Source organism: Microbacterium sp. lyk4-40-TSB-66 (genome assembly GCF_030209475.1).
Classification (GTDB): domain Bacteria; phylum Actinomycetota; class Actinomycetes; order Actinomycetales; family Microbacteriaceae; genus Microbacterium.
In genome coordinates this window covers 340,154-362,529 of record NZ_JARVRW010000002.1, presented here as the reverse complement: position 1 = coordinate 362,529, position 22,376 = coordinate 340,154, and the positions used below count along the sequence as shown (strand labels likewise).

Annotated in this window: 19 protein-coding genes and 1 pseudogene; 10 read left to right on the top strand and 10 right to left on the bottom strand. The window is 70.8% G+C overall.

Features of this window, described 5'->3' with window-relative positions:
- Positions 1 to 51: 51 nt before the first annotated feature.
- Entirely contained in the window at positions 52 to 1,062 is a 1,011-nt protein-coding gene (locus QRO03_RS03800) for a LacI family DNA-binding transcriptional regulator (RefSeq protein ID WP_285136190.1), read from the bottom strand.
- A gap of 239 nt (positions 1,063 to 1,301) precedes the next feature.
- Here QRO03_RS03800 and QRO03_RS03795 point away from each other — a divergent pair, with 239 nt between their 5' ends.
- The 3 genes from QRO03_RS03795 (at position 1,302) to QRO03_RS03785 (ending at position 5,086) form a co-directional block, all read left to right on the top strand.
- On the top strand, positions 1,302 to 2,633 hold the full coding sequence (locus QRO03_RS03795; protein WP_285136189.1) for an ABC transporter substrate-binding protein: 1,332 nt from the start codon (positions 1,302 to 1,304) through the stop codon (positions 2,631 to 2,633).
- A gap of 126 nt (positions 2,634 to 2,759) precedes the next feature.
- Complete coding sequence (locus tag QRO03_RS03790; RefSeq protein ID WP_502882999.1) at positions 2,760 to 4,112, top strand: carbohydrate ABC transporter permease; 1,353 nt, start codon at positions 2,760 to 2,762, stop codon at positions 4,110 to 4,112.
- Entirely contained in the window at positions 4,109 to 5,086 is a 978-nt protein-coding gene (locus QRO03_RS03785) for a carbohydrate ABC transporter permease (RefSeq protein WP_285136188.1), read from the top strand. Before QRO03_RS03790 ends, QRO03_RS03785 begins: the two co-directional genes overlap by 4 nt.
- 603 nt (positions 5,087 to 5,689) lie before the next feature.
- Here QRO03_RS03785 and QRO03_RS03780 read toward each other — a convergent pair.
- Together QRO03_RS03780 and QRO03_RS03775 are read right to left on the bottom strand one after the other, a co-directional pair.
- A complete protein-coding gene (locus QRO03_RS03780) occupies positions 5,690 to 6,361 on the bottom strand; it encodes a DUF305 domain-containing protein (protein WP_285136187.1) in 672 nt (223 codons plus the stop codon).
- A 1-nt stretch (position 6,362) separates the two neighbouring features.
- Positions 6,363 to 7,070, bottom strand: a complete 708-nt coding sequence (locus tag QRO03_RS03775; protein WP_285136186.1) for a DUF3105 domain-containing protein — start codon at positions 7,068 to 7,070, stop codon at positions 6,363 to 6,365.
- Between the two features lie 232 nt (positions 7,071 to 7,302).
- Between QRO03_RS03775 and QRO03_RS03770 the strand changes: the two genes are divergently transcribed.
- The 3 genes from QRO03_RS03770 to QRO03_RS03760 all read left to right on the top strand — a co-directional run bounded on the left by QRO03_RS03770 (position 7,303) and on the right by QRO03_RS03760 (position 11,553).
- Positions 7,303 to 8,649: a multidrug effflux MFS transporter gene (locus tag QRO03_RS03770; protein WP_285136185.1), complete on the top strand. Its 1,347-nt coding sequence runs from the start codon at positions 7,303 to 7,305 to the stop codon at positions 8,647 to 8,649.
- Between the two features lie 173 nt (positions 8,650 to 8,822).
- Positions 8,823 to 9,536, top strand: a complete 714-nt coding sequence (locus QRO03_RS03765) for a phosphatase PAP2 family protein (RefSeq protein WP_285136184.1) — start codon at positions 8,823 to 8,825, stop codon at positions 9,534 to 9,536.
- Positions 9,537 to 9,546: 10 nt separating this feature from the next.
- Positions 9,547 to 11,553 carry a helicase HerA-like domain-containing protein gene (locus tag QRO03_RS03760; protein WP_285136183.1) on the top strand — a complete coding sequence of 669 codons (2,007 nt, stop codon included), beginning with the start codon at positions 9,547 to 9,549 and terminating at the stop codon, positions 11,551 to 11,553.
- A gap of 156 nt (positions 11,554 to 11,709) precedes the next feature.
- Here QRO03_RS03760 and QRO03_RS03755 read toward each other — a convergent pair whose 3' ends face one another.
- On the bottom strand, positions 11,710 to 13,179 hold the full coding sequence (locus tag QRO03_RS03755) for an MFS transporter (RefSeq protein WP_285136182.1): 1,470 nt from the start codon (positions 13,177 to 13,179) through the stop codon (positions 11,710 to 11,712).
- Between the two features lie 62 nt (positions 13,180 to 13,241).
- On the bottom strand, positions 13,242 to 14,792 hold the full coding sequence (locus QRO03_RS03750) for a carboxylesterase/lipase family protein (protein WP_285136181.1): 1,551 nt from the start codon (positions 14,790 to 14,792) through the stop codon (positions 13,242 to 13,244).
- A 65-nt stretch (positions 14,793 to 14,857) separates the two neighbouring features.
- Here QRO03_RS03750 and QRO03_RS03745 point away from each other — a divergent pair, with 65 nt between their 5' ends.
- Genes QRO03_RS03745 through QRO03_RS03735 form a run of 3 tightly spaced genes read left to right on the top strand, consistent with a single transcriptional unit; the run spans position 14,858 to position 17,456 of the window.
- Positions 14,858 to 16,462 carry an SDR family oxidoreductase gene (locus QRO03_RS03745; RefSeq protein ID WP_285136180.1) on the top strand — a complete coding sequence of 535 codons (1,605 nt, stop codon included), beginning with the start codon at positions 14,858 to 14,860 and terminating at the stop codon, positions 16,460 to 16,462.
- A 44-nt stretch (positions 16,463 to 16,506) separates the two neighbouring features.
- The gene (locus tag QRO03_RS03740) at positions 16,507 to 16,989 is read left to right on the top strand and encodes a MogA/MoaB family molybdenum cofactor biosynthesis protein (RefSeq protein WP_285136179.1); all 483 of its coding nucleotides are present in this window, start codon (positions 16,507 to 16,509) and stop codon (positions 16,987 to 16,989) included.
- A complete protein-coding gene (locus QRO03_RS03735) occupies positions 16,986 to 17,456 on the top strand; it encodes a molybdenum cofactor biosynthesis protein MoaE (protein WP_285136178.1) in 471 nt (156 codons plus the stop codon). The genes QRO03_RS03740 and QRO03_RS03735 overlap by 4 nt, the downstream gene beginning before the upstream one ends.
- 103 nt (positions 17,457 to 17,559) lie before the next feature.
- On the opposite strand, the gene QRO03_RS03730 is transcribed toward QRO03_RS03735, so the two are convergent.
- The 5 genes and pseudogenes from QRO03_RS03730 to moaA all read right to left on the bottom strand — a co-directional run bounded on the left by QRO03_RS03730 (position 17,560) and on the right by moaA (position 21,721).
- Entirely contained in the window at positions 17,560 to 17,796 is a 237-nt protein-coding gene (locus QRO03_RS03730; protein ID WP_285136177.1) for a MoaD/ThiS family protein, read from the bottom strand.
- A 116-nt stretch (positions 17,797 to 17,912) separates the two neighbouring features.
- Positions 17,913 to 18,383, bottom strand: a pseudogene (moaC, locus tag QRO03_RS03725) (cyclic pyranopterin monophosphate synthase MoaC); the annotation flags it as partial.
- Positions 18,380 to 19,603, bottom strand: coding sequence for a molybdopterin molybdotransferase MoeA (locus tag QRO03_RS03720; RefSeq protein ID WP_285136176.1), 1,224 nt, complete (start codon positions 19,601 to 19,603; stop codon positions 18,380 to 18,382). The pseudogene moaC and the gene QRO03_RS03720, both read right to left, overlap by 4 nt.
- 139 nt (positions 19,604 to 19,742) lie before the next feature.
- Entirely contained in the window at positions 19,743 to 20,492 is a 750-nt protein-coding gene (locus tag QRO03_RS03715; RefSeq protein ID WP_285136175.1) for a HesA/MoeB/ThiF family protein, read from the bottom strand.
- Between the two features lie 17 nt (positions 20,493 to 20,509).
- The gene (gene moaA, locus QRO03_RS03710; RefSeq protein ID WP_285136174.1) at positions 20,510 to 21,721 is read right to left on the bottom strand and encodes a GTP 3',8-cyclase MoaA; all 1,212 of its coding nucleotides are present in this window, start codon (positions 21,719 to 21,721) and stop codon (positions 20,510 to 20,512) included.
- Between the two features lie 227 nt (positions 21,722 to 21,948).
- On the opposite strand from moaA, the gene QRO03_RS03705 reads away from it, so the two are divergent.
- Complete coding sequence (locus tag QRO03_RS03705) at positions 21,949 to 22,344, top strand: TOBE domain-containing protein (protein ID WP_285136173.1); 396 nt, start codon at positions 21,949 to 21,951, stop codon at positions 22,342 to 22,344.
- Positions 22,345 to 22,376: the final 32 nt, after the last annotated feature.

Genomic DNA, 22,376 nt, shown 5'->3' with positions numbered 1-22,376 from the left:
CACCGTGCGACGAGGACCCCGGATGCCACGGCATCCGGGGTCTTGTCCGTCTCAGGCGGAACGCGGGGGCGCGGTGGACGCTCGAACGACGAGGCGCGTCTCGGCCTCGGTGCGGCGCGGGGCTTCGCCGGTACCCTCGATCATCGAGACGAGGATGCGCGTCGCCGCGATGCCCTGGGCCAGGGGGAACTGTTCGACGGTGGTGAGGGAGAACATCTCGGCGTAGTCGTGGCCGTCGATGCCCACGACGCTCAGCTCCGTCGGCACCGAGATCCCCATGCGCCGCGCGGCGATGATCACGCCGATCGCGACCTCGTCGCACGCGGCGACCACCCCCGTCGGGCGCGAGGCCGCGTCGGCGAGGAACGAGGCCGCCGCGGCGTACGCATCGGTGATGGTCAAGGTGGAGGGGACATTACGGATGCGCACGGCCAGGCCGTTGTCGTTCATGGCGTTGCGGTAGCCGATGGAGCGTTCGTCGACGTCTTTCGCGGGCGCGTCGGTCGGGGGAGTGCTGCCGACGAAGGCGATGTCGGTGTGGCCCAGGGCGATCAGGTGCTGGGTGATGATGCGGGTGATAGAGATGTTGTCGAGCCCGAGCGTCGGCACGCCGGAGAGCGCGTTGCCGATGCTGACGACGGGCTTGCCGATGTTGGCGAGGCGCTCGAGGTCGGCGTCGTCGGGCTCGAGCGCGACCGCGATGATGCCGTCGAAGCGCTTTCGCGCCAAGTAGGTCGAGTACAGGCTCTCCCGGTCGCGCGAGCCGGGTTCGGCGACGTACAGGGTGACGTCGTAACCGAGGGGGATGAGGGTGCGCTCCACGCCCTCGACGATCGCACCGAAGTACCACCGGTTCACCTTCGGCACGATCAGGGCGATCGTGCGGGTGCGGCCCGTGGCCAGGCTCACGGCGCTCGTGGAGGGGACGTATCCGAGGGATGCCGCCGCGTCGGCGACGCGCTGGCGCGTGCCGTCGGAGACGTAGCCACCGCCCGTGAGGGCGCGGCTGGCGGTCGACTTGGACACGCCCGCCAGGCGCGCCACCTCGGCGATTCCGCTCATTCGTGGTCTTCCTCGTCCCCTGTCGACGCCCGTGTCGACGTCGAAGAAGAATATCCGACATCGGCCGAAAGTGGAACCGGTTCCTGCTGCCGCGGGGGTGCGTCGATCGGCGTCATTCCGCTAGTTATCCGTTCGTGATCAACGGCGGGTTGCGAGTCTTATGGATTGCCTCTACGGTTACCTGGAATCGGTTCCCGACGGGATCCGGAGCACCACAGAACTCAAAGAGGAGAGACCACATGGGTATGTCACAGCGGACTCGCCTGCTGGCGCCTGTCGGGCTGCTGGCGGTCGGTGCGATCGCTCTCGCGGGCTGCGCCGAAGGCGACAGCGGCGGCACGAGCGCATCGGGCGGGGGCGAGACCACGGTCCGCATCTCCGGCGGAATCACCGGTACCGAAGCAGACGCGCTGAACCAGAGCTTCGAGCAGTTCACCGCGGACACCGGCATCAAGGTCGTCTACACCGGCGACAAGAGCTTCGAGGGCAACATCGTGACGAAGGTGTCGGGTGGCGACGCCCCCGACATCGCGATCGTCCCGCAGCCGGGCCTGCTGAAGACCCTCATCGGCACGGGCGAAGTGCAGGCGGCGTCCGACGCCGTCTCGTCGAACGTCGACGAGTACTGGGGCGAGGACTGGAAGTCGTACGGCACCGAGGACGGCACGTTCTACGCCGCCCCCATGCTCGCCAACCTCAAGGGCTACGTCTGGTACTCGCCGGCGAAGTTCGCCGAGTGGGGCGTCGAGGTCCCCAAGACGCTCGACGAGCTGATGACCCTGACCGCGACCATCCAGCAGAAGACCGGCGCCGCTCCGTGGTGCGCGGGCTTCGCCTCCGACGCCGCGTCGGGCTGGCCCGGAACCGACTGGGTCGAGGACATGGTCCTGCGCCTGTCCGGCCCCGACGTCTACGACCAGTGGGTGGCCAACGAGGTCCCGTTCACCGACCCGAAGATCAAGGCGGCGTTCGACGCGGTGGGCGACATCCTCCTCAACCCGTCGTACGTCAACGCCGGCTTCGGTGACGTCAGCAGCATCAACTCGACCGCGTTCGCCGACGTCGCCGCCAAGGTGGCCGACGGCAGCTGCCCGATGACGCACCAGGCGTCGTTCCTGTCGGCCAACTTCCTGACGGTGACCAACGCCGCCGGTCAGACCCCGACCATCGCCCCCGATGGCGACGTGTACGCGTTCCTGACCCCCGGTGTGACCGAGGGTGAGCTCGCGGTCGAGGGTGGCGGCGAGTTCGTCGCAGCCTTCTCCGAGGACGAGAGCGTGCAGAAGGTCGTCGAGTACATGTCGTCGCCCGAGTTCGCCGACGCCCGCGTCAAGCTGGGCGGCGTGATCTCGGCCAACAAGGGTGCCGATCCCTCGCTCGCCTCGAGCGAGTTCCTCACCGAGGCGATGAAGACGCTGCAGGACCCCAACACCACCCTGCGCTTCGATGCCTCCGACCTGATGCCGGCGACCGTCGGCTCGGGCTCCTTCTGGAAGGGCATGGTCAGCTGGATCGACGGCACGCCCACCGACCAGGTGCTCAGCGACATCCAGGCCGGCTACGACAACTGATCGACGCCGACCGATCGATGGGCCGCCCGCTGTGCGGGCGGCCCATCCGGTCCATACTTCTAACCCGCCCGACGCGTCATCCGGGCACTGATCGATGAGCACGAAGGCGTGTTCGGGAGGGACGTCATGACCGATATCAAGAACGCGGAGACGACGCCGACGGCGTCACCACCGCCGACCGGCCGGGGGAAGCCCGCGTCACGCGGCTCCGCGACCGCGCACCGCACCACGCTCCTCGTGGTCATCGTGGGCCTCATCCTCGTGGTGGCCCTCTTCCTCTTCATGGTCACGCGGGCACCCGCCGAGACCAAGCCCACCACGCTCGGCTTCTCGCTCAACAGCTTCTTCATCTGGCTCGGTGGACTCAGCCCGATCGTGCAGATCCCGATCGTCCTCGTGGCATTCGGCGCCGTCGTCGGCATCCTGCTGCTGCTCATCGAGTACGCGCCGCGATCGGGCAAGGGCTACTTCTGGCTGCGGCTGGCGGCGTGCTTCGCCATCCCCGTGCTGGCGTTCATGCTGCTGCGTCCGTACCAGAACGCCGTGGTCTACGTGCTGGGCATCGCCATCATCCTGGGCGCGATCCTCTTCTACGCCGACTACCGCTCCCGCCAGGGCGCGGGCTACCTGTTCCAGCTGATCCTGTTCGCCGCACCCGCCGCGATCCTCCTGCTGCTCGGACTGGTGTACCCGGCGATCACCACCTTCTTCCAGTCGTTCTTCGACAAGACCGGGGACAACTTCGTCGGCCTCGAGAACTACATCTGGACGTTCACGAACCCCGAGGGCTTCTGGTCGGTCATCAACACCCTCATCTGGGTGCTGCTCGCACCGACCATCGCGACCGCCATCGGTCTCGCGTACGCCGTCTTCATCGACCGAGCCGCGGGGGAGAAGTACCTGAAGGTGCTCATCTTCATGCCCTTTGCGATCTCGTTCGTGGGCGCGGGCATCATCTGGAAGTTCGTCTACGACTTCCGCCAGGGCGACCAGCTCGGCATCCTGAATGCCATCGTCACCTCCTTCGGCGGGCAACCGATCTCGTGGCTGTCCGCGGCTCCGCTGGTGAACACCCTCCTGCTCGTGGTCGTGTTCATCTGGAGCCAGACGGGCCTCGCGATGGTCATCTTGTCGGCGGCCATCAAGGCCGTCCCGCCAGAGCAGAACGAAGCGGCCGAGCTCGACGGGGCGAGCGCCTGGGAGCGGTTCATCAACGTCACCGTCCCCGGCATCCGGTCGTCGCTCATCGTGGTGCTCACCACGATCGCGATCGGCGCGCTGAAGATCTACGACATCGTCGCCGTCATGACGGGCGGTCGCAACGACTCGACCGTGCTCGCCTTCGAGATGGTCAACCAGCAGCAGCGGTTCCAGAGCTATGGGCACTCCGCAGCGCTGGCGGTCGTGCTGTTCGTCTTCGTGCTGCCGCTGATCATCTTCAACGTGCGCCAGATCCGGAAGCAGAGGGAAGTGCGATGACCACCTCCACCGTGGTGCTCGAACCCACCACCGACACCCGCACCGCGCGTCAGGTCGCCCGCGACACGCGCAAGCACGAGGCCATGGCGCGGAGGCGCCTGACCTCGAAGGGCGCCACGATCGCCGCGATCGTGATCGCCTTCTTCTGGACGATCCCCACGTTCGGCCTGTTCATCACGTCGTTCCGTCCCGGATCCGACACGCAGTCCACCGGCTGGTGGACGGTCTTCGTCGACCCGGCGTTCACGCTGGAGAACTACCGGCTCGCCCTTACGTCCGGCGGCACCGCCCTGACGCTGGCGCAGTCGTTCCTGAACTCGCTGGCGATCACGATCCCGGTCGTGCTGTTCGCCCTCGCGGTCGCGTCGCTCATCGCGTACGCGTTCGCCTGGATCGACTTCAAGGGCCGGAACTTCTTCTTCATCTTCATCTTCGCGCTCCAGATCGTGCCGCTGCAGATGGCCCTCGTGCCGCTGCTCAGCCTGTTCTCGCGCGGACTGACGATCAACGAGGTGACGATCTTCCCGGGCTTCGACCTGCGCGGTGTGGAGCACAGCTTCGCCACCGTGTGGATCGCGCACGTGATCTTCGCGATGCCGCTGGCCATCTTCCTGCTGCACAACTTCATCGCCGAGATCCCCGCCGAGGTCATCGAGGCCGCACGCGTGGACGGCGCCGGGCACGGGCAGATCTTCTTCCGCCTGATCCTGCCGCTGGCGGCTCCCGCCCTGGCCTCGTTCGCGGTGCTGGAGTTCATCTGGGTGTGGAACGACCTGCTCGTGGCGACGATCTTCGCGCCATCGTCATCGTTGCCGCTGACGCAATCGCTGAACTCGCTGTCGGGCACCTGGGGCGACCAGTGGTTCCTGCAGTCGGCGGGAACGTTCATCTCGATCCTCGTCCCGCTGATCGTGTTCTTCCTGCTGCAGCGCTTCTTCGTGCGCGGCCTGCTGGCGGGCGCGACGAAGGGCTGAGGCCCGACCTCACGCCAGAGGCGCGGCATCCGATCGGATGCCGCGCCTTCGGCGTTCGTGGGGGTGGTGGCTTGGAGGGGCGGCCGCTTGGGGTGCGCGTGCATGGCGGGGCGCGTGCATGGCGGGGCGCGTGCGTGGGATGCGCGTGAGTGGGGTGCGCGTGCGTGGCGGGGCGCGTGACGGCTTCACGCATAAACAGTGTTCGTGCGCGGAAACACGCTGCCGGAGTGTTTATGCGCACGGATCGCGTTTATGCGTGAGTGCGGCGGGGTGCGGGGCCGGTGGAGGGGGATGCCGCTGCGTCGGCTCCCCGCGGAGGTTGCGGCGTCGGTGTTCGCACGCACGCGGGGCGGTCCGGAGTGGGCGACGGCTCGCGCCACTCTGGGAACCGGGCATAAACACTGTTCGTGCGCGGAAACACGCTGCCGGAGTGTTTCCGCGCACGGATCGCGTTTATGCGTGGGCGGAGTGGGAGCGCGGGGCCGGCGGGAGCGCGGGGCCGGCGGAGGGGGGGTGCCGCGGGTGACGGCTCGCACGGAACGGCCGGGCGCGGAGCGATGACGCGTGCGCAGCGGATCCCGGGGCGGGATGGGATCCGGCGGGTCAGGCGCTGCAGCCGAGGCGCGACTGGATGTCGCGCATCGCGTCGATCTCGGCGGACTGCCCGCTGACGATCGTGCCGGCGACCTCTTTCACCCGCGGGTCGTCACCGAGTTCGATGACGGCCTGCGCCATGGGGATCGCACCCTGGTGGTGCCGGATCATCAGCCCCAGGAACAGGCAGTCGGCGGGCTGACCCTGCAGGGTGCGCAGCTCATCGAGCTCGGCATCCGAAGCCATTCCCATCTCTTCGAGCAACTGCTTCTGCGTCAGCGCCGCGGTGTCGCCGTGGCTGTGTTCGCCCGAGGCTTCCATCCACGTCATGAGCGGCTGCGACGACGCCTGCGGCAGGCCCCACTCCACGAGCCACCCGTACATCTCGCCGCGCTGACCGGCCTGGCCGGTGGCGATGTCGTACGAGAGGGTGCGCAGCTCGTCGTCGTCGGTCTTGCGGTAGATCTCCATCGCCATGAGCACCGCCTGCGTGTGGTGCACCTGCATGTCGCGGGCGAAGCCCGCATCGGCCGAGGTCTCCGAGGGGTGCGCGGGCGCGGCCGTCGCGCCGAACGCCGTGAAGCGCCCGATCGCGAAGGCCACGGCCACGACCGCGACGGCGACGACCGCGACGACGATCCAACGGACCGCGGGACGCGCCGCCGGAGCGTCGTCGCTCACGTCAGGCCTTGCCCGGTCCGTCGATGGCGCCGGAGCAGGAGGCGTTGGGCTCGGGGACGTTCTGACTGCGCCAGAACTCGGTGAAGAAGTCCTTGATGCGCGGGTCGGCCGGGTCGTCGACCTTGAGCTGGTGGTTCCACCCGCTGACCGCGACGGCGGTGTCCATGCCCGAGTAGGGCGAGAGGATGACGTAGCTGGAGGGCATGACGGCCTTCAGCGCATCGATGCCGGCCTCGTCGACGCGCGCCGGGTCGTAGGTGACCCAGATGGCGCCGTGCTCCATCGAGTGCACCGCGTTCTCGTTCGCCTGGGGCTCGGTGTAGACGCCGCAGTTGAGCCAGTACGGGTTGTGGGGGCCACCCGCGGGCGGGTTCTGCTCGTAGGTCACCGTGCCCTGCACGTGGTCGGAGCGGTTCTCGAAGGTCTGCACGCCGCCGATCTCCTGCCCCGTGGAGTTGCCCGCCTCGTAGCTGGGCGCGGGGGCGGGGGCGAAGACGAAGGACGCCACGACCAAGCCGATGACGGCGATGGATGCCACCGAGCCGACGACCCACCACACGAGCTTGCCGCGCTTGCGACGCGCCATCTGCTTCTGGTACTCGGCCAGCTTCTCCTGGCGTTTCTGCTCGCGCTGCTGCTTGACGGTGAGGTCGATCTGAGCCTGCTTGGCGGGGTTGCCGCTGGCTCGCTTATCGGAGGGGGAGGTCATGCGCTGTGTTCTGTCTCTCTTCGGGGCGGGACACATCGGCGTCCGCCGACACGTCCAGCCTATTCGGGCGAATGGGCCTATGGCCTGGGAGGAACCCCCGAGCCGGGATGGTGGCAGGTGGGGGAGTCGCGATAGTATGACGAGGTCGAATCGATTCGAGGTTCGACGATCCCCCCATTTTCTCAGCCCGACAGCGTCGGGCTGTCCGGCGTGACGAAACGAAACCAGACGCGTGCTCGATACCTCCTCCCACCCCGTGATCACCCCCTCCACCGCGCCCTCGCGCCCCGCCCCCACCACCACCGGGGCCATCCGGACGCTGGGTAAGAACCCGGCCACCGCGCCGATCGTGCTGCATCCGGGCGACGCCATCCCGTCGTCGCGGCGCGCGCTGTACATCGTGCTCCTCGGCGCGCTCACCGCCCTCGGCCCGTTCACGATCGACCTGTACCTGCCGGCGTTCCCGGTGCTCGAGGCCGACTTCCAGACGACCGCCGCCGCGATCCAGCTCACCCTGACCGGAACGATGATCGGCTTCGCCCTCGGGCAGCTCATCGTCGGACCCCTCAGCGACAAGGTCGGGCGACGACTTCCCCTGCTCTCGGTCACCGCTCTGCACGTGGCCGCGAGCGTCTTCGCCGCGCTCGCGCCGACCCTCGGCACCCTCTCGGTCGCTCGCGTGCTGATGGGCGCGGGCGCCGCCGCCGGTGGCGTCGTGGCCGCGGCCATCATCCGCGACCTGTTCGGCGGTCGCCGCCTGGTCGTCATGCTCTCGCGCATGGCGATGGTCTCGGGCGTCGCTCCCGTGCTCGCGCCGCTCGCGGGTTCGGCGCTGCTGCTGGTGATGAACTGGCGCGGCATCTTCGTGGTGCTCGCGATCTACGGCGCCGTGATGCTCGTGTCGGCGATCATCTTCATCCCCGAGACCCTGCCGCCGGCTCGCCGCGGCGGCCCGGGCGCCACGACCGTCTGGCAGCGGTACGGCAGCGTCTTCCGCGATCGCGTGTTCATCGGCGTACTCGTCATCGGCGCGATGGCCTTCAGCGGATTGTTCTCGTACCTCTCGGCATCCTCGTTCCTCTTCCAGGTGACCTACGGCTTCAACCCGCAGCAGTACGGCGTGCTGTTCGCCGCCAACTCGGTGGGTGTGGTCGTGGGCGTGCAGGTGGCCTCGCGGCTGGCCGCCCGCTTCGGGCCGCAGTGGGTGCTCGCGGTGTCCACCGCGGTGCTGGTGCTCGCGGGTGGGACCATCGTGCTCACCGACCAGCTCGGACTGGGGCTCTGGGGCACGATCATCCCGCTGTTCTTCTTCATGACCGCGTGCGGCTTCACCTTCCCCTGCGCGCAGGTGCTCGCGCTCGACCGGCACGGCAAGGCGGCGGGGACGGCGCAGTCGATCATCGGCGCCGCCAACTTCGGTGTCGCGGGTGTCATCTCGCCACTCGTCGGACTGCTCGCGACCGGGTCGGGCATCACGGCCACGACGATGGCCTCGGTCATGGTCGGCTGCGCCGTGATCGGCGTGATCGCGCTGTGGACGCTGGTGCGCCCTCGCACGGTGGAGCGTCTCGCGCCCTGAGCGGTCGGCGGCGGGTCGCCTCGCGCCCTGAGACGTCCGGTGCCGGGTCGCCCCGCGCCCTGAGCGGTCGGTGGCGGGCAGGTCACCGCGGCGAACAGTAGCAGAGCGCCGGCGAGAGTCCGCCCGCGCGGGCGACCATTCCCCGGCGCCGTCCGAGACGGCATCATGAGTCGATGGATGACAGGTCGATAGGCGACAGCGCGATCGAGGTCGTGCTCGACACGCGTCCGCAGCGCTTCCGTGCCGTGGTGGGTGTCGTGCTCATCGCCCTCGCGTGCGGACTCGGGGCGTGGGTCTTCTTCCGCGGACCGAGCCCGTTCGCGATCGACGTGTGGTGGAACCAGCTGTTCGCCGCGGCTCCCTCGCAGCCGGTGTTCGTGTTCGCCCTGGTGATGGACGCCGTCGGAGGTCATCTCACCGCGGTGCTGATCGTGCCCCTCCTGGGCGCGGCGGCGCTGTTCCTGTCGCGACGACGATGGTCGGCGGTGTACTTCCTCGCCGCGTCGGTGGGCAGTGCCCTGCTCGTGCAGGTGATCAAGCAGACCTTCGGTCGGGCGCGCCCGGAAGACATCCTCATCCTGAGCGACTACGGCTCCTTCCCCTCGGGACACACGGCGAACGCGGCGACGATCGCGGTGGTGGCGGCGGTGCTGTTCCCGCACGTATGGGTGAGGATCGTCGGCGCCGCCTGGGTCGTGCTGATGGCCTTCAGCCGGACGTACCTGCACGCGCACTGGCTGTCGGACACGATCGGCGGGGCACTGGTGGGTGCCGGAGCCGCCCTCGTGTTCGCCGCGGCGTTCTCGCGCCTTCGTGCCCGGGATGAGGACAGGCTCACGATCAGACGCGCCCGGAGATCGGATGCCGAGGCGGCGGCCTCGCCGTAGGCTGACGCCCATGAGCGAGCCCGGCGACGCAGCCCCCGTTCCCTCCGCCGCGGATGCGGAGGTGGCACGGCTCAGAGCCGAGGCCGACGCGGCCGAGGCCGAGCTGCGCCTCGCCCGCGCTCGGGCCGACCTCGCGGCGGCGGAGGCCGCGGCGGCAGCCGCACGCGTCCGCGCCGCGGGCGGCGGGGCAGCCGACGGCGCGGCAGTGGCCGGCGGGGCATCGGGAGAGGGCGCCGCGGACGGCGCCGACCCGGGCGCGACCGCCGACCCGGCCCCCACCGCCGACCCGGCACCGGCCGAGACCGTCGGGGCGAACCGCGCCGCACAGGACGCGGCGCCGGCAGCGACCCCCGCCGCGTCGGTGCCTGTCGCATCCGCGGCATCCGATGCTCCCCTCACGCCGTCGCAGGTCGCCGGCATCGCCGCGGGGTACGCCGCCGACGGCGCGGCGCTCGACCTTGGAGTGCTGGTGAACGGCGGGCCGGTGGCATCCGTTCCCGTGCGCATCCCCCTCGCCATGGTCAACCGCCACGGCCTCGTGGCGGGGGCGACGGGCACCGGCAAGACGCGCACGCTGCAGCTGCTCGCCGAACAACTGTCGGAGAACGGTGTGCCGGTGTTCGCCGCCGACATCAAGGGGGACCTCTCCGGCGTCGCCGCCCCCGGAATCCCGAGCGAGAAGCTCGCCGCGCGCACGGCCGCCCTCGGCCAGGAATGGTCGCCGCGTGCGTTCCCGACGGAGTTCTACGCGCTGGGCGACGACGTCGGCTCGGGCATCCCGGTGCGGGCGACGGTGTCGGGCTTCGGCCCCCTGCTGCTCAGCCGAGTGCTGGGCCTGAACGCCACTCAGGAGTCGAGCCTCGGACTCGTCTTCCACTACGCCGACGAGAAGGGCCTCGCCCTGGTCGACCTGTCGGACCTGCGCGCCGTGCTGACCTATCTCACCGGCGACGAGGGCAAGGCCGAGCTCAAGGGGATCGGCGGGCTGTCGGCCGCCACGGCGGGGGTGATCCTGCGCGAGCTGGTCGCCTTCTCGGCCGCGGGCGCGGAGTCGTTCTTCGGCGAGCCCGAGCTCGACGTACGCGTCTTCCTGCGGACGGATGCCGCGGGCGTCGGCATCGTGAGTCTGCTGGAGGTGCCCAATGTGGCATCCCGACCGGAGCTGTACTCCACCTTCCTCATGTATCTGCTCGCCGAGCTCTACGAGGTGCTGCCCGAGGTGGGCGACGTCGACAAGCCCAAGCTCGTGTTCTTCTTCGACGAGGCGCACCTGCTCTTCCGGGACGCGTCGAAGGCGTTCCTCGCCGCGATCACGCAGACCGTGCGCCTGATCCGCTCCAAGGGCGTGGGCGTGTTCTTCGTCACGCAGACGCCGAAGGACGTGCCTGGCGACGTCCTCGCCCAACTGGGCTCGCGCGTGCAGCACGCCCTGCGCGCGTTCACCCCCGATGACGCCAAGGCGCTGCGCGCGTCGGTTCGCACGTACCCCGACTCCGGCTACGACCTCGAGCGCGTGCTGCAGGAACTCGGAACGGGCGAGGCGATCATCACGGTCATGAGCGAGAGGGGGGCTCCGACCCCCGTCGCCTGGACCCGCATCTTCGCGCCGCGCGCGTCGATGTCGCCGATCGCCGCCGAGGCGATGGCGTCGGCCGTGTCGGCATCCCCCCTCTTCTCCACCTACGGAACGCCCATCGACGGTGAGTCGGCGCGCGAGATCCTCGGCGCGCGCATGCAGGCGGCGACCGCGGCGCGCGAGGCGGAGGAACGGGCGAAGAAGGCCGCAGCCGACGAGGCCGAGTACGCCAAGCAGAAGGCCGCGATCGACAAGGAGAACGCCGCCGCGCAGAAGAAGGCGCAGCAGGAGTACGACCGGATCCTGAAGTCCACGGCGGCGCCACGGAGCCGCGCGAGCACCCCCGCGCCGGGGCTCGACGGACTGCTCGGACGCGGCGCGACGAAGAGCATCGTCTCGGGCGTGATCCGCGGCCTGTTCGGCAACAGTCGCCGACGCTGAGGGCTCCGCACCGGTGACGTGCGCGCGTCACCGTGTCGGGGGACCGTCACGAAATCGGATGCCGGAGGGTGTGGCATCCGATTCCGTGGGATCCGGCCGATTCTGCGCGGGCGGCGTGGGGCCTCGGCCCGGATCCGGCGGCGACGGGGCGCGGGGTCAGGGGCGACGGACCGCCAGCGGCATGGTCGAGGTGTCGATGAGCGGGTCGCGATCCTGCCGTGCAACGACCGCCTCCGCCTCGGCGGGGGTCTCCACCGTCGGCAACGAGCCGAGCAGAGGGCGCCGGGCGGTCTCGCGCATCGAGAGCAGTGCGACGAGCCCCAGGGCGGCGAAGAACATGATGTAGAACGCGGGCATGAGGGTGTTGCCGGTCCAGTCGATGAGGGCCTGACTGAACAGGGGCGTCGTTCCGCCGAACAGGGACACGGCGACATTGTAGGCCACGGCCATGGCGCCGAAGCGCGACGCGGTGGGGAACAGCGCGGGCAGGGCGGATGCCGAGATCGCCACGTAGAAGGCCACCGGCACCGCCGCCATGCAGAGCGCGATCATGACCGCCCAGAGCTCCCCGATCTGCATGATGAGGAACGCCGGCACCAGAAGGACGAGCGCGGACCCCGCGGCGATCGCGTAGACGGGCTTCCGGCCGATGCGGTCGCTGAGGCGCCCGATCAGCGGGAGCGACGCCGACATCACCAGCAGCACGGGGACCGTCGCGACGGCGGCGGCGATGTTGGAGACGCCGACCTCCTTCTCGAGATAGGTGGGCATGTAACTGGTCAGCGCGTAGCCGGCGGTGTTGGTGGCGGCCACCAGGGCGATGCCGATCAGCAGGGCGCGCCAGTGGTGTCGCACGATGCCGACCAGGCCCTGGCGGGCCATCGGGTCGTCGGCGTCGGCCTCGTGGGTGCCGGCCTGCTCGAAGGCGGGCGTCTCGGGGATGCGCAGGCGGAAGTAGATCGCCACGATGCCCAGCGGGATCGCGAGCAGGAACGGGATGCGCCAGCCGTAGTCGACCATGGCGTTCTCGCCCGAGATCGAGGTGGTGATCGCGGTCGTCAGGGCCACGGCCGACGCGCCCGCGGCGAAGCCGACGTACGAGCCCACGTCGAGCCACGACGACCAGAAGCCGCGGCGGCGGTCGGGGGAGAACTCCGAGACGTAGGTGGTCGCACCGGCGTACTCGCCGCCGGTGGAGAAACCCTGCACCATCTTCAGCAGATACAGCGGCACGATCGCCCACAGCCCGATCTGGGCGGAGGTGGGCAGGATGCCGATGAGGGCGGTCGCGGTCGCCATCATCGCCATCGTGAGGAACAGCACCTTCTGCCGACCGATGCGGTCGCCGAGGGGACCGAGGACGAAGCCTCCGAAGGGGCGGACGAGGAACGAGATGGCGAAACCGAGGAGGGTGACCAGCAGCCCCCACGGGTCGGGGACGTCCGAGGCGAACACCGCGGTGAGGGTCAACGCGAGGTAGCCGTAGATACCGAAGTCGAACCACTCCATGAAGTTGCCGACGACGGTGCCGCCGATGGCCGTGCGCACGCGTTTCGTGTCGACGACGATGACGTCGTCGACCTCGAGGCGGGGGGAGGGGGATGCCGAGGGGCGATTCTCGTTCACCCTTCTACCCCTACCCCGATCGCGGCGAAGTCGCCAGTCGGGGCGCCGCGGACGGCACCGTGCTACCGGAACGCCAGCACGTCGTCGCCCCACGCGCGCCGGAGGTCGGCGTCGAGGTCGTCGACGACGCGGTCCTGCCGGTCGATGACGAGCGTCGCGCGGGAGTCGACGGTGAACGCGGGCCAGTCGGGAGCATCGGATGCCGACGGCGCGCGGCCGTGCGCGAAGGCACTCCAGCGCTGCTGCATCCGCGTCGCCAGCTCCTCGCCGGTGCGGCGTCCGCCGAGGCGGAATGTGAGGTCCTTCGGCCCGCCGTCGAGGTTGCCCCACACGTAGATCAACTCGCTGCCGTGGGTGGCGCCGAGGCGCACGAGCCGGAAGAACGGCGTGCAGTGGTCGAAGCGGTAGAGGTGCACGGGCGCGACGGCCGCGTGGCCCTCGGCCACCCAGAGTGTCGGCAGGCGGAAGCCGATGTCGCCGGCGATGCCGAGGCCCAGCGCCCGATGGCGGACGTGCTCATAGGCGGCGAGCACCTGCGAGCGCTCCGGCAGCACGACGTCGGGGTTCTCGGCGGCCATATCGGCGAACATGCGCTCGATGCGCTCGCCGGTGACGGGGATGAGGGGCGACTTCATGTAGGCGAACAGCGACGCCTCGTCTTTGTTCGTCCCGATCATCAGGGGCACGGGGAGTCCTCGCCCCTCCCGCAGCACCGTCACGGGCGTCTCGGGCACGAGGTCGCCGTCGACGACGGGGGCGAACGCGAGGGTCCCGGGGTCGTGCTCGGGGACCTCGGCGAAGAGTCGTTGACCGGCCGCCGCCAGCGTCGCGGGGCTCATCTCACCGAGCGCGCGGGCGGCGTCGGGCGCATCCGGGTCGACGCCGAGCGACCGGACGAACCGCGTCGCGACCTTGCCCGCCCGCTCGCGGCCGTAGACGCTCGACGCCGGCGACGACTCCGCGATGGCGCGGTGGAAGAGTCCGGATGCCGATGGCGTCGCCAACAGCGTCGTGACGACGCCGCCGCCCGCCGACTCGCCGAACAGCGTCACGCGAGCGGGATCGCCGCCGAACGCGGAGATGCTGCGCTGTACCCAGGCGAGGGCGAGGAGCACATCGCGGAGGCCGAGATTGCCGTCGAAACCCGCGCCCGGGAGTGCCGCGTCTACGCCGAGGAAGCCGAGGGTGCCGAGGCGGTAGTTCAGGGTCACCACGATCACGTCGCCCACCACGGCCAGACGAGCGCCGTCGTAGGTGCGCTGGCTCGCGGCGCCGAACACGTAGGCGCCGCCGTGCACCCACACCATCACCGGGCGCGGCGTCGGGGTCTCGGCATCCGGAGACCAGACGTTGAGGAACAGGCAGTCCTCGTGCTGCGCGACGCCGTCGCCGAGCGGAAGGGGACTGGACGGTTGCGGGCACGCCGCGCCGAAGGCGGCGGCGTCGATCTCGTGCTCCGCATCGGGCGCGGCGCGCGGCGCGCGCCAGCGGAGGTCGTCGACGGGCGCCTGGCCGTAGCGGATGCCCAACCACCGGCGAGCCCCTGCTTCGAGGCGACCGCGAAAGGATCCGGCGGGGGCCTCGGCGAGCGGGCCGGGGGAGGCGTCAATCACGCGAACACCCTAGCGCCGCCGTCAAGCCCCCGGCGATGTCGGAGGCCCGGCGTACGGTGTCGGGCATGAGCGAGCTGACCACACCCACCGGCCGCGAACCCGCCCTCGTCGCGCAGCCCCGCGACGACGGTTCGGCACCGCGCGCCCTCGTGCTCGGCGCCACCGGTTATCTGGGCGGGCGCCTCGTTCCACGTCTCATCGCGGCGGGCTACCGCGTGCGCGTCCTCGCGCGCGACCCCCGGCGTGCGGCGGCGTTCCCGTGGGGCGACGACGTCGAGGTGGTGCAGGGCGATGCGACCGACGCCTCGGCCGTGGCAGAGGCCGTGAGCGACGTCGACGTCATCTACTACCTGATCCACTCGATGGGCGGCGGCCGCGACTTCGAGAGCACCGACCGGCGTGCGGCGCAGACGGTCGCCGATGCGGCGGTCGCGGCATCCGTCCACCGCATCGTGTACCTCGGCGGCCTGCACCCGCTCGACGCGACCCTGTCGGCTCACCTGCGCTCCCGCGTCGAGGTGGGCGACATCCTGATGGCCAGCGGCGTGCCCACCCTGGTGCTGCAGGCCGGCGTCGTCATCGGCTCGGGCTCCGCCTCGTTCGAGATGGTGCGCCACCTCACCGACGTGCTGCCGTACATGCCCGCGCCGAAGTGGGTGCGCAATCACATCCAGCCCATCGCGGTGCGCGACGTGCTGCACTATCTGCTCGGGGCGGCGCGCGTGGCGCCCAACGTCAACAGGGCCGTTGATATCGGCGGACCCGACGTGCTGCGCTACGGCCAGATGATGAACGGCTACGCCCTCGAGGCGGGTCTGAACCAGCGCCCGATCGCATCGCTGCCGGTGCTCACGCCCCGTCTCGCGTCGCACTGGGTCAACCTCGTCACGCCGATCCCCAAGTCGATCGCCCGTCCGCTGGTGGAGTCGCTGCAGAACGACTGCGTCGTCAAAGACCGGGCGGTCGACGACCTGATCCCGCGTCCCGAGGCGGGACTCATGCCTTACCGCGAGGCGGTCCGCTTGGCGATGCGTCGCGTGAACAACGACGACATCGAGACCAGCTGGCTGGATGCCGAGGTCTCCGGCGTTCCGAGCGACCCGCTGCCGAGCGACCCCGATTGGGCCGGTCGCCTGGTCTACACCGACAAGCGCTCGATGACCACGACGGCGAACGCCAAGCAGCTCTGGTCGGTGATCGAGGGGATCGGCGGAGAGAACGGCTGGTACTCCTCGCCGCTGCTGTGGGCGATCCGCGGATGGATGGACCGGCTCGTGGGCGGGGTGGGCCTCGCTCGCGGACGCCGGAGTCGATCGGTCGTCACCGTCGGCGATGCCCTGGACTTCTGGCGTGTCGAAGCGATCGAACCCGGCCATCTCCTGCGGCTGCGCGCCGAGATGAAGGTTCCAGGGGGCGCGTGGCTCGAGCTGCGTGCGACCCCCGAGGGCGACGGCGCGCGCTTCGACCAGCGGGCGCTGTTCTTCCCCACAGGCCTCGCCGGGCGGCTCTACTGGCTCGCCGTCCTCCCCTTCCACGGCCTGATCTTCAGCGGCATGGCGCAGCGCATCACCGCCGCCGCCGAGCACGTTCAGCGAGAAGACCCCGAACCGCAGTCCGAGGCGGGCCGGATCGCGCCCGAGGTGCCCGAGGTCGAGACGATCGGCGGGTGATGTCGGTTCCCCGGTCGCGTGGCCGGCGCGCCTAGGCTGATCCCGTGCCGCATGCCGCCCGGGTGATCACCGTGTCCGACCGTTCCGCCGCGGGACTCCGCGAAGACCGCGGCGGGCCGCTCGCCGTCTCGCTCCTGCGAGAGGCCGGCTTCGAGTGCGCCGAGGCGATCGTCGTCCCCGACGGTGCCGACAGCGTGGAGACCGCCCTGCGCGCGGCCGTCGCGGCCGGCCCCGGGCTCGTCGTCACGACCGGCGGCACGGGTATCGCCCCGCGCGACCGGACGCCCGAGGGGACCGCGCGCGTGCTGGAGCGCGAGCTGCCCGGCATCGCCGAGGAACTGCGCCGCCGCGGCTTGTCCGACACCCCTCTCTCGATCATCTCCCGGGGGCTCGCCGGCATCGTCGACCCGGGCGTGCTGATCGTCAACCTGCCCGGTTCGACCCGGGCCGTGGCATCCGGGATCGCGGTGGTCGCCGAGATCGCGCCGCACGTGCTCGACCAACTCGCCGGAGGAGACCACGCATGACCACGCCCGACACCCACGCGCCGTCTGATCCGCCGGCCCGGGGCGCGGTACGTCTCGCCCGCCTGTCGGAGACACCGCTCGATCTCGACGCCCACCTCGACGCCGTCGAAGACGCGTCCTCGGGAGCGGTGACCACCTTCGTCGGTCGCGTACGCGACACCGACCCCGACGCATCCGAGGCCGTGATCGCGCTCGAATACAGCGCGCATCCCGACGCCGAGCAGGCTCTCCAGCGCATCGCCGAGACGGCCGCCGAGGGCACCGATGCGATCGTCGCGGTCAGCCACCGCGTGGGTCGCCTCGGCGTCGGTGAGGCGGCGGTCGTGATCGCCGTGGCATCCGGTCACCGTGCGGAGGCGTTCGAGGTCTGCCGCCGGGTGATCGAGACCATCAAGACCGACCTGCCCGTGTGGAAGCGTCAGGTCGAGGCCGACGGCACGACGGCGTGGAAGGGTCTGGGCGGGTAGGCGTCCCGGCGCACCCCCGCTTTCTCGCAGGTCGGGCGCTTCCTCTCAGGCTTCCCCGCGGATTCTGCGCGGAACGCGCGTTCGTGCGAGGTGTGGACCCGGGTCAGCCGCCGGCGAAGGGCGGGAGCACGTCGACGTGCGCGACCCCGGCGAAGGGGGCGTCGTCGTCGCGACGCTCTCCGTCGACGAGCACGGCGCAGCGGCCCAGGATGCCGCCGAGAGCGGGGTGGTCGGCGACCATCGCCGCGCGCAGCGCCGCGAGTCCCGGTTCGGTGCGCTCTTCGGCATCTGTTCCGGCGGCCTCGGCGGCGGCCGCGAAATAGCGCACGCGCACGCTCATGCGGATGCTCCCGTGACGCCGTGGTCGGCGCCCGAGGCCGGGGCGGCAGCGGGCGCGCCTCCGGCGACCCCGGGGTCGGCAGTCGGAGCCGCTCCGGCGGGGGATGCGCCTGCGGGCTCTCCCGGACGGATCCAGTCGCCGGACTTGCCGCCGGTCTTCGACACGATGCGCACGTTCTCGATGAAGGTGCCTTTGTCCATCCCCTTCACCATGTCGACGATCGCGAGGGCCGCGACCGAGACGCTCGTGAGAGCCTCCATCTCGACGCCCGTGCGATCGGCGGTGCCGACGGTGGCCTCGATCTCGACGCCGTCGTCGGTGATCGCCAGATCGACCGAGGCGCGGTGCACGCCGATGACATGGGCGAGGGGGAGGAGGGCGGGCGTGGACTTCGCGGCCTGGATGCCGGAGATACGGGCCACGGCCAGCACATCGCCCTTCGGGGCGGTGCCGTCGCGGAGGGCCGCCACGACCTCGGGCGCGCACCGGACGAAGCCGCGCGCGGTGGCGGTTCGGACGGTGGGCTGCTTCAGCGTGACGTCAACCATGCGGGCGTTGCCCGCGGCATCCAGGTGCGTGAAGGTCATGGAATCAGCATGACATCGAGCGGGTCGCCCACCGAGACGGTCGACACCTCGGCGGGGACGATGGCGAACGCCTCGGCGCGCGCCAGCGAGGCGGCCAGGTGCGATCCGGAGCCGCCCGCCGTGGCGGGGCGAACGGTGCCGGCGACGAGGTCCACGACGGCGGGGAGGTACTGGCGACGGCCCAGCGGGGTCGTCCAGCTCTCGGATGCCGTGAGCCGGGCGAGAGGCCGATCGACGCTCGCGCGGCCCTGCAGGGCGAGGAGCGCGGGACGCACGAAAACCTCGAACGACACCGCCACGCTCACGGGGTTGCCGGGGAGTCCGAAGACGAGGCGGCCGTCGTCGAGCACGCCGAAAGCCTGCGGCTTGCCGGGCTGCATCGCGACCTTGTCGAAGGCGATGCGATCGGCCAGGGCCAGGCGCACGGGCTCGTACGCCCCGGCACTCACCCCGCCGGTGAACACCACGACATCGGCGCGGGCGGCGCGTGCCAACACGGAGTCGATTCCCGCGGGGTCGTCGCCGATACGGTCGACGAGCTCGACGTCAGCGTCGGCTCGGGCGACGACAGCCGCGAGCAGGGTCGCATTCGAGTCGGGCGTCTGACCGCGGCCGGGCGTGCGGCCGGGGGCGACGAGCTCGCTGCCGGTGGACACGACGGCGACGCGGGGGCGGCGGGTGACGGCGACCGTGTCGACCCCCGCGGCCGCGGCGGCGCCCAGGGCGAAGGGGCCGAGGCGCTCACCGGGCGACAGGACGACATCGCCGGCGCGCGTGTCGCCGCCGCGACGGCGGATGAAGACTCCGGATGCCGCGGGTGCCCGGAGCACCGTCACGGTACCGAGGGAGTCGGCGAGGCCCCCCGCGGTGTCTTCGAACGGGACGATCGCGTCGGCGTCGGCGGGGACGGGCGCGCCCGTCATGATGCGCACCGCCTCGCCCTCGCCGATCGACGGGTCGTCGGATGAACCGGCCGGCAGATCGGCGATCACGCGAAGGGTCGCCGGGTTCTCGGCATCCGTCCCCTCGAAATCGGCGAAGTGCACCGCGAAGCCGTCCATCGCGGAATTGTCGAAGCCGGGGAGGTCGTGCGCGGCGAGCACCGGTTCGGCGAGGGTCCGGCCCGACGCCTCCGACAGCGGCACCGACTCGGCGGGCAGTACGGCGACGGCGGCGAGCACGCGGGCGCGATGGTCTTCGACGGTGAGGAGGTCGGTCACGTGAGAGTCCTTCGAACCGATGCGGCGCGCGCCGCAGCCTGTCGTACGTTCTTTGCCGCCCCCGGACAGCGCTGACTTGCGCCTTTCGTCCGGCGCGGGGGCGTCACCGCGTTCATTTCGCGGGAGTCACCGTGAGTCTTCACGGTCGCCTCGCCGGGACGAGCGGGATGACGTCGTGCCGGGCGCGCAAAGAGTCGATGACCACGAGGCGCCCGAGGAGGGGCTCGCCCGCTCCCGTGACGAGCTTGATCGCCTCGGTCGCGAGCAGTCCGCCGGCCTGCACGCACAGGGAGCCGAGCACGCCGACCTGGGCGCACGTCGGGGGCTCTCCCGCGGAACCGGGCGGGAAGAGGTCGCCGAGGATGACCGGAGCGTGTCCCTCCGGCGGCTGCGACCAGAACACCGTCACCTGCGCCGACCACTCCTGCACGGCACCCCAGACCAGGGGGATGCCGAGGGCCTCGGCGCTCGCGGCGACGGCCTCGCGCGTGTCGAAGGTGTCACTGCCGTCGATGACGAGGTCCACGCCCTCGAAAAGCTCACGGGCATTGTCGGAGGTCAGTCGTACGGTGCGTTCGTGAACCACGGTGAGCGGCGACAGATCCCGCACGGCGCGGGCGGCGGAGGTCGTCTTCGCGGTGCCGATGTCGTCCACGCGGTGCGCGAGCTGGCGCTGCAGGTTCGTCCGCTCGACCGTGTCGTCGTCGATGATCACGAGCTCGCCCACACCGGCCGCGGCGAGCGAGAGCAGCACGGGGGAGCCGAGCCCTCCCGCACCCACCACGGCGATGCGCGCCCCGGCGAGGCGGCGTTGCCCCTCTTCGCCGATACCAGCCAGCACCGCATGGCGGGCCGTGCGGATGAGTTCTTCCGGGGCGAGAAATGCCACGGGCTCGACGAGCGGTCTCATCCGCCGATCGCGCTCATGGTGCGCTCGGGCTGCACGAAGTCGGCACGCGCGAGCCCGACGCGATCGGAGCCGTGCGCCCGGGGCTTGGCCCACATGGCATCCCGCCAGATCTGCGCGATCCCCTCGTCGTCGGCGCCGTCGCGGAGCGCGGTGAGCAGATCGGTCTCCTCATGCGAGAAGAGGCACGAGCGGATGCGGCCGTCGGCCGTGATGCGCGTGCGCGAGCACGCGGCGCAGAACGGTTCGGTGACCGACGAGATGATGCCGACGTGTCCGGCGAGGCTGGTCTCGCCGTGGCGGCGCACCTCCCAGCGTTCGGCGGGGGCGGCGCCGCGACCGCGCGGGTCGGCGGTCAGGGTGAAGGCCTCTTCGATCGCGGAGCGGATGTCGCGCGCCGCGATGACGTTGGTCGCACTCCACGAGCGGTCGCCGTCGAGGGGCATGTCCTCGATGAAACGCATCTCGAAGCCGTTCGACACCGCCCAATCGACCAGCGGTACGACCTCGGTGTCGTTGATGCCGCGCAGCAGCACGGCGTTGATCTTGATCGGACCGAGGCCCGCTGCGCGCGCGGCCTGGAGCCCGGCCAACACCTTGTCGAGGTGGGGGCGGCGGGTGAGTTCGGCGAAGGTCTCGGGGTGGAGGGTGTCGAGAGAGACGTTGAGGCGGCTGAGCCCGGCGTCCTTGAGGTCTTGGGCGCGGCGGTCGAGGCCCACGGCGTTGGTGGTCAGGGCGATCGGCAGGTCGGGGTTGTCGGCGCGGATGCCGGCGATGATGTGCTCGAGATCCTTGCGCACGAGAGGTTCTCCGCCGGTGATGCGGAGCTCTTCGGCCCCGAGCGACTGCACGGCGACCCGCACGATGCGCCGGATCTCGTCGGCGGTCATCAACTGCGTCTGCGGGAGCCACGGCATCCCGTCGGCCGGCATGCAGTACGTGCAGCGGAGGTTGCACTTGTCGATGACCGAGACGCGGAGGTCGGTCGCGACGCGGTTGAAACGATCGAGCAGGCCGCCCTCCGTCGGGGCGCCGGTGGCGCGGACGGCACCGGGTTCGCGCTGCGGTCCGGGCCGCAGCCCTCCCGCCGGGCGGGGGACACCGGTGGTGCGCACGGCGCCGAGCTGAGCGGCCGGGCCGGCCGTGGTGATGGTGGCGCCGAGCGGCACGGGCACCGGACCCGGCGTCGTGTGCGTGTGCTCGGCATCCATGGGTCGAGCCTAGGTCAGCCGCGGGCGGGTGGGGGCGGATGCGGGATGGCTCGCGGGCGCTCACGGCAGAGCAAGCAGGCTCGAGCGCGGCACCCGTCAGACAGCGGCAGGCGAAAATGCCGCGCGGTAAGTCGCCTTGCCCAGAGGAACACGCCGATGTCGTCGCCCCGTGTCCACCCCGGTGAGAGGCCCTGCACGCCGGACGGGCCGACCGGTACGGTCGGGACATGCCGAACGCCTTCCGCATCGCCACGGCCGCTCGACTACTCGGCGTGAGCGACGACACGGTGCGCCGCTGGATCGACCAGGGCGTGCTCCCGACGACCGGGGCATCCCCGGTGGAGATCCCCGGCGCCGCGCTGGCCGAGCGCGCCGTGGCCCTCGCCGATGAGCCCGACGATCCGACCGGAATCGCGTCGAGCGCCCGTAACCGGTTCGTCGGGATCGTCACCCGCGTGCAGATCGACGGCGTCATGGCGCAGGTCGACATGCAGTGCGGCCCGCACCGCGTGGTCTCGCTCATGTCCGCTGAGGCGGCGAAGGAATTGGCGCTCGAGGCGGGCTCGCTCGCGGTGGCGTCAGTGAAGGCGACGGTCGTGACCGTGGAGGCTCCGCGCGGCTGAAGCACGCGAGCCCGCGTATTCCGCGCGGCCGA

Excerpts from the sequence above, each read along its gene's own strand:
- moaA (WP_285136174.1), bottom strand. The coding sequence starts at position 21,721 with ATGGATGCCGAGCACACGCACACGACGCCGGGTCCGGTGCCCGTGCCG.
- QRO03_RS03745 (WP_285136180.1), top strand. The coding sequence starts at position 14,858 with ATGAGCGAGCTGACCACACCCACCGGCCGCGAACCCGCCCTCGTCGCG.
- QRO03_RS03775 (WP_285136186.1), bottom strand. The coding sequence starts at position 7,070 with ATGACCTCCCCCTCCGATAAGCGAGCCAGCGGCAACCCCGCCAAGCAG.
- QRO03_RS03800 (WP_285136190.1), bottom strand. The coding sequence starts at position 1,062 with ATGAGCGGAATCGCCGAGGTGGCGCGCCTGGCGGGCGTGTCCAAGTCG.
- QRO03_RS03795 (WP_285136189.1), top strand. The coding sequence starts at position 1,302 with ATGGGTATGTCACAGCGGACTCGCCTGCTGGCGCCTGTCGGGCTGCTG.
- QRO03_RS03785 (WP_285136188.1), top strand. The coding sequence starts at position 4,109 with ATGACCACCTCCACCGTGGTGCTCGAACCCACCACCGACACCCGCACC.
- QRO03_RS03730 (WP_285136177.1), bottom strand. The coding sequence starts at position 17,796 with ATGAGCGTGCGCGTGCGCTATTTCGCGGCCGCCGCCGAGGCCGCCGGA.
- QRO03_RS03705 (WP_285136173.1), top strand. The coding sequence starts at position 21,949 with ATGCCGAACGCCTTCCGCATCGCCACGGCCGCTCGACTACTCGGCGTG.
- QRO03_RS03790 (WP_502882999.1), top strand. The coding sequence starts at position 2,760 with ATGACCGATATCAAGAACGCGGAGACGACGCCGACGGCGTCACCACCG.
- QRO03_RS03735 (WP_285136178.1), top strand. The coding sequence starts at position 16,986 with ATGACCACGCCCGACACCCACGCGCCGTCTGATCCGCCGGCCCGGGGC.
- QRO03_RS03765 (WP_285136184.1), top strand. The coding sequence starts at position 8,823 with ATGGATGACAGGTCGATAGGCGACAGCGCGATCGAGGTCGTGCTCGAC.
- QRO03_RS03760 (WP_285136183.1), top strand. The coding sequence starts at position 9,547 with ATGAGCGAGCCCGGCGACGCAGCCCCCGTTCCCTCCGCCGCGGATGCG.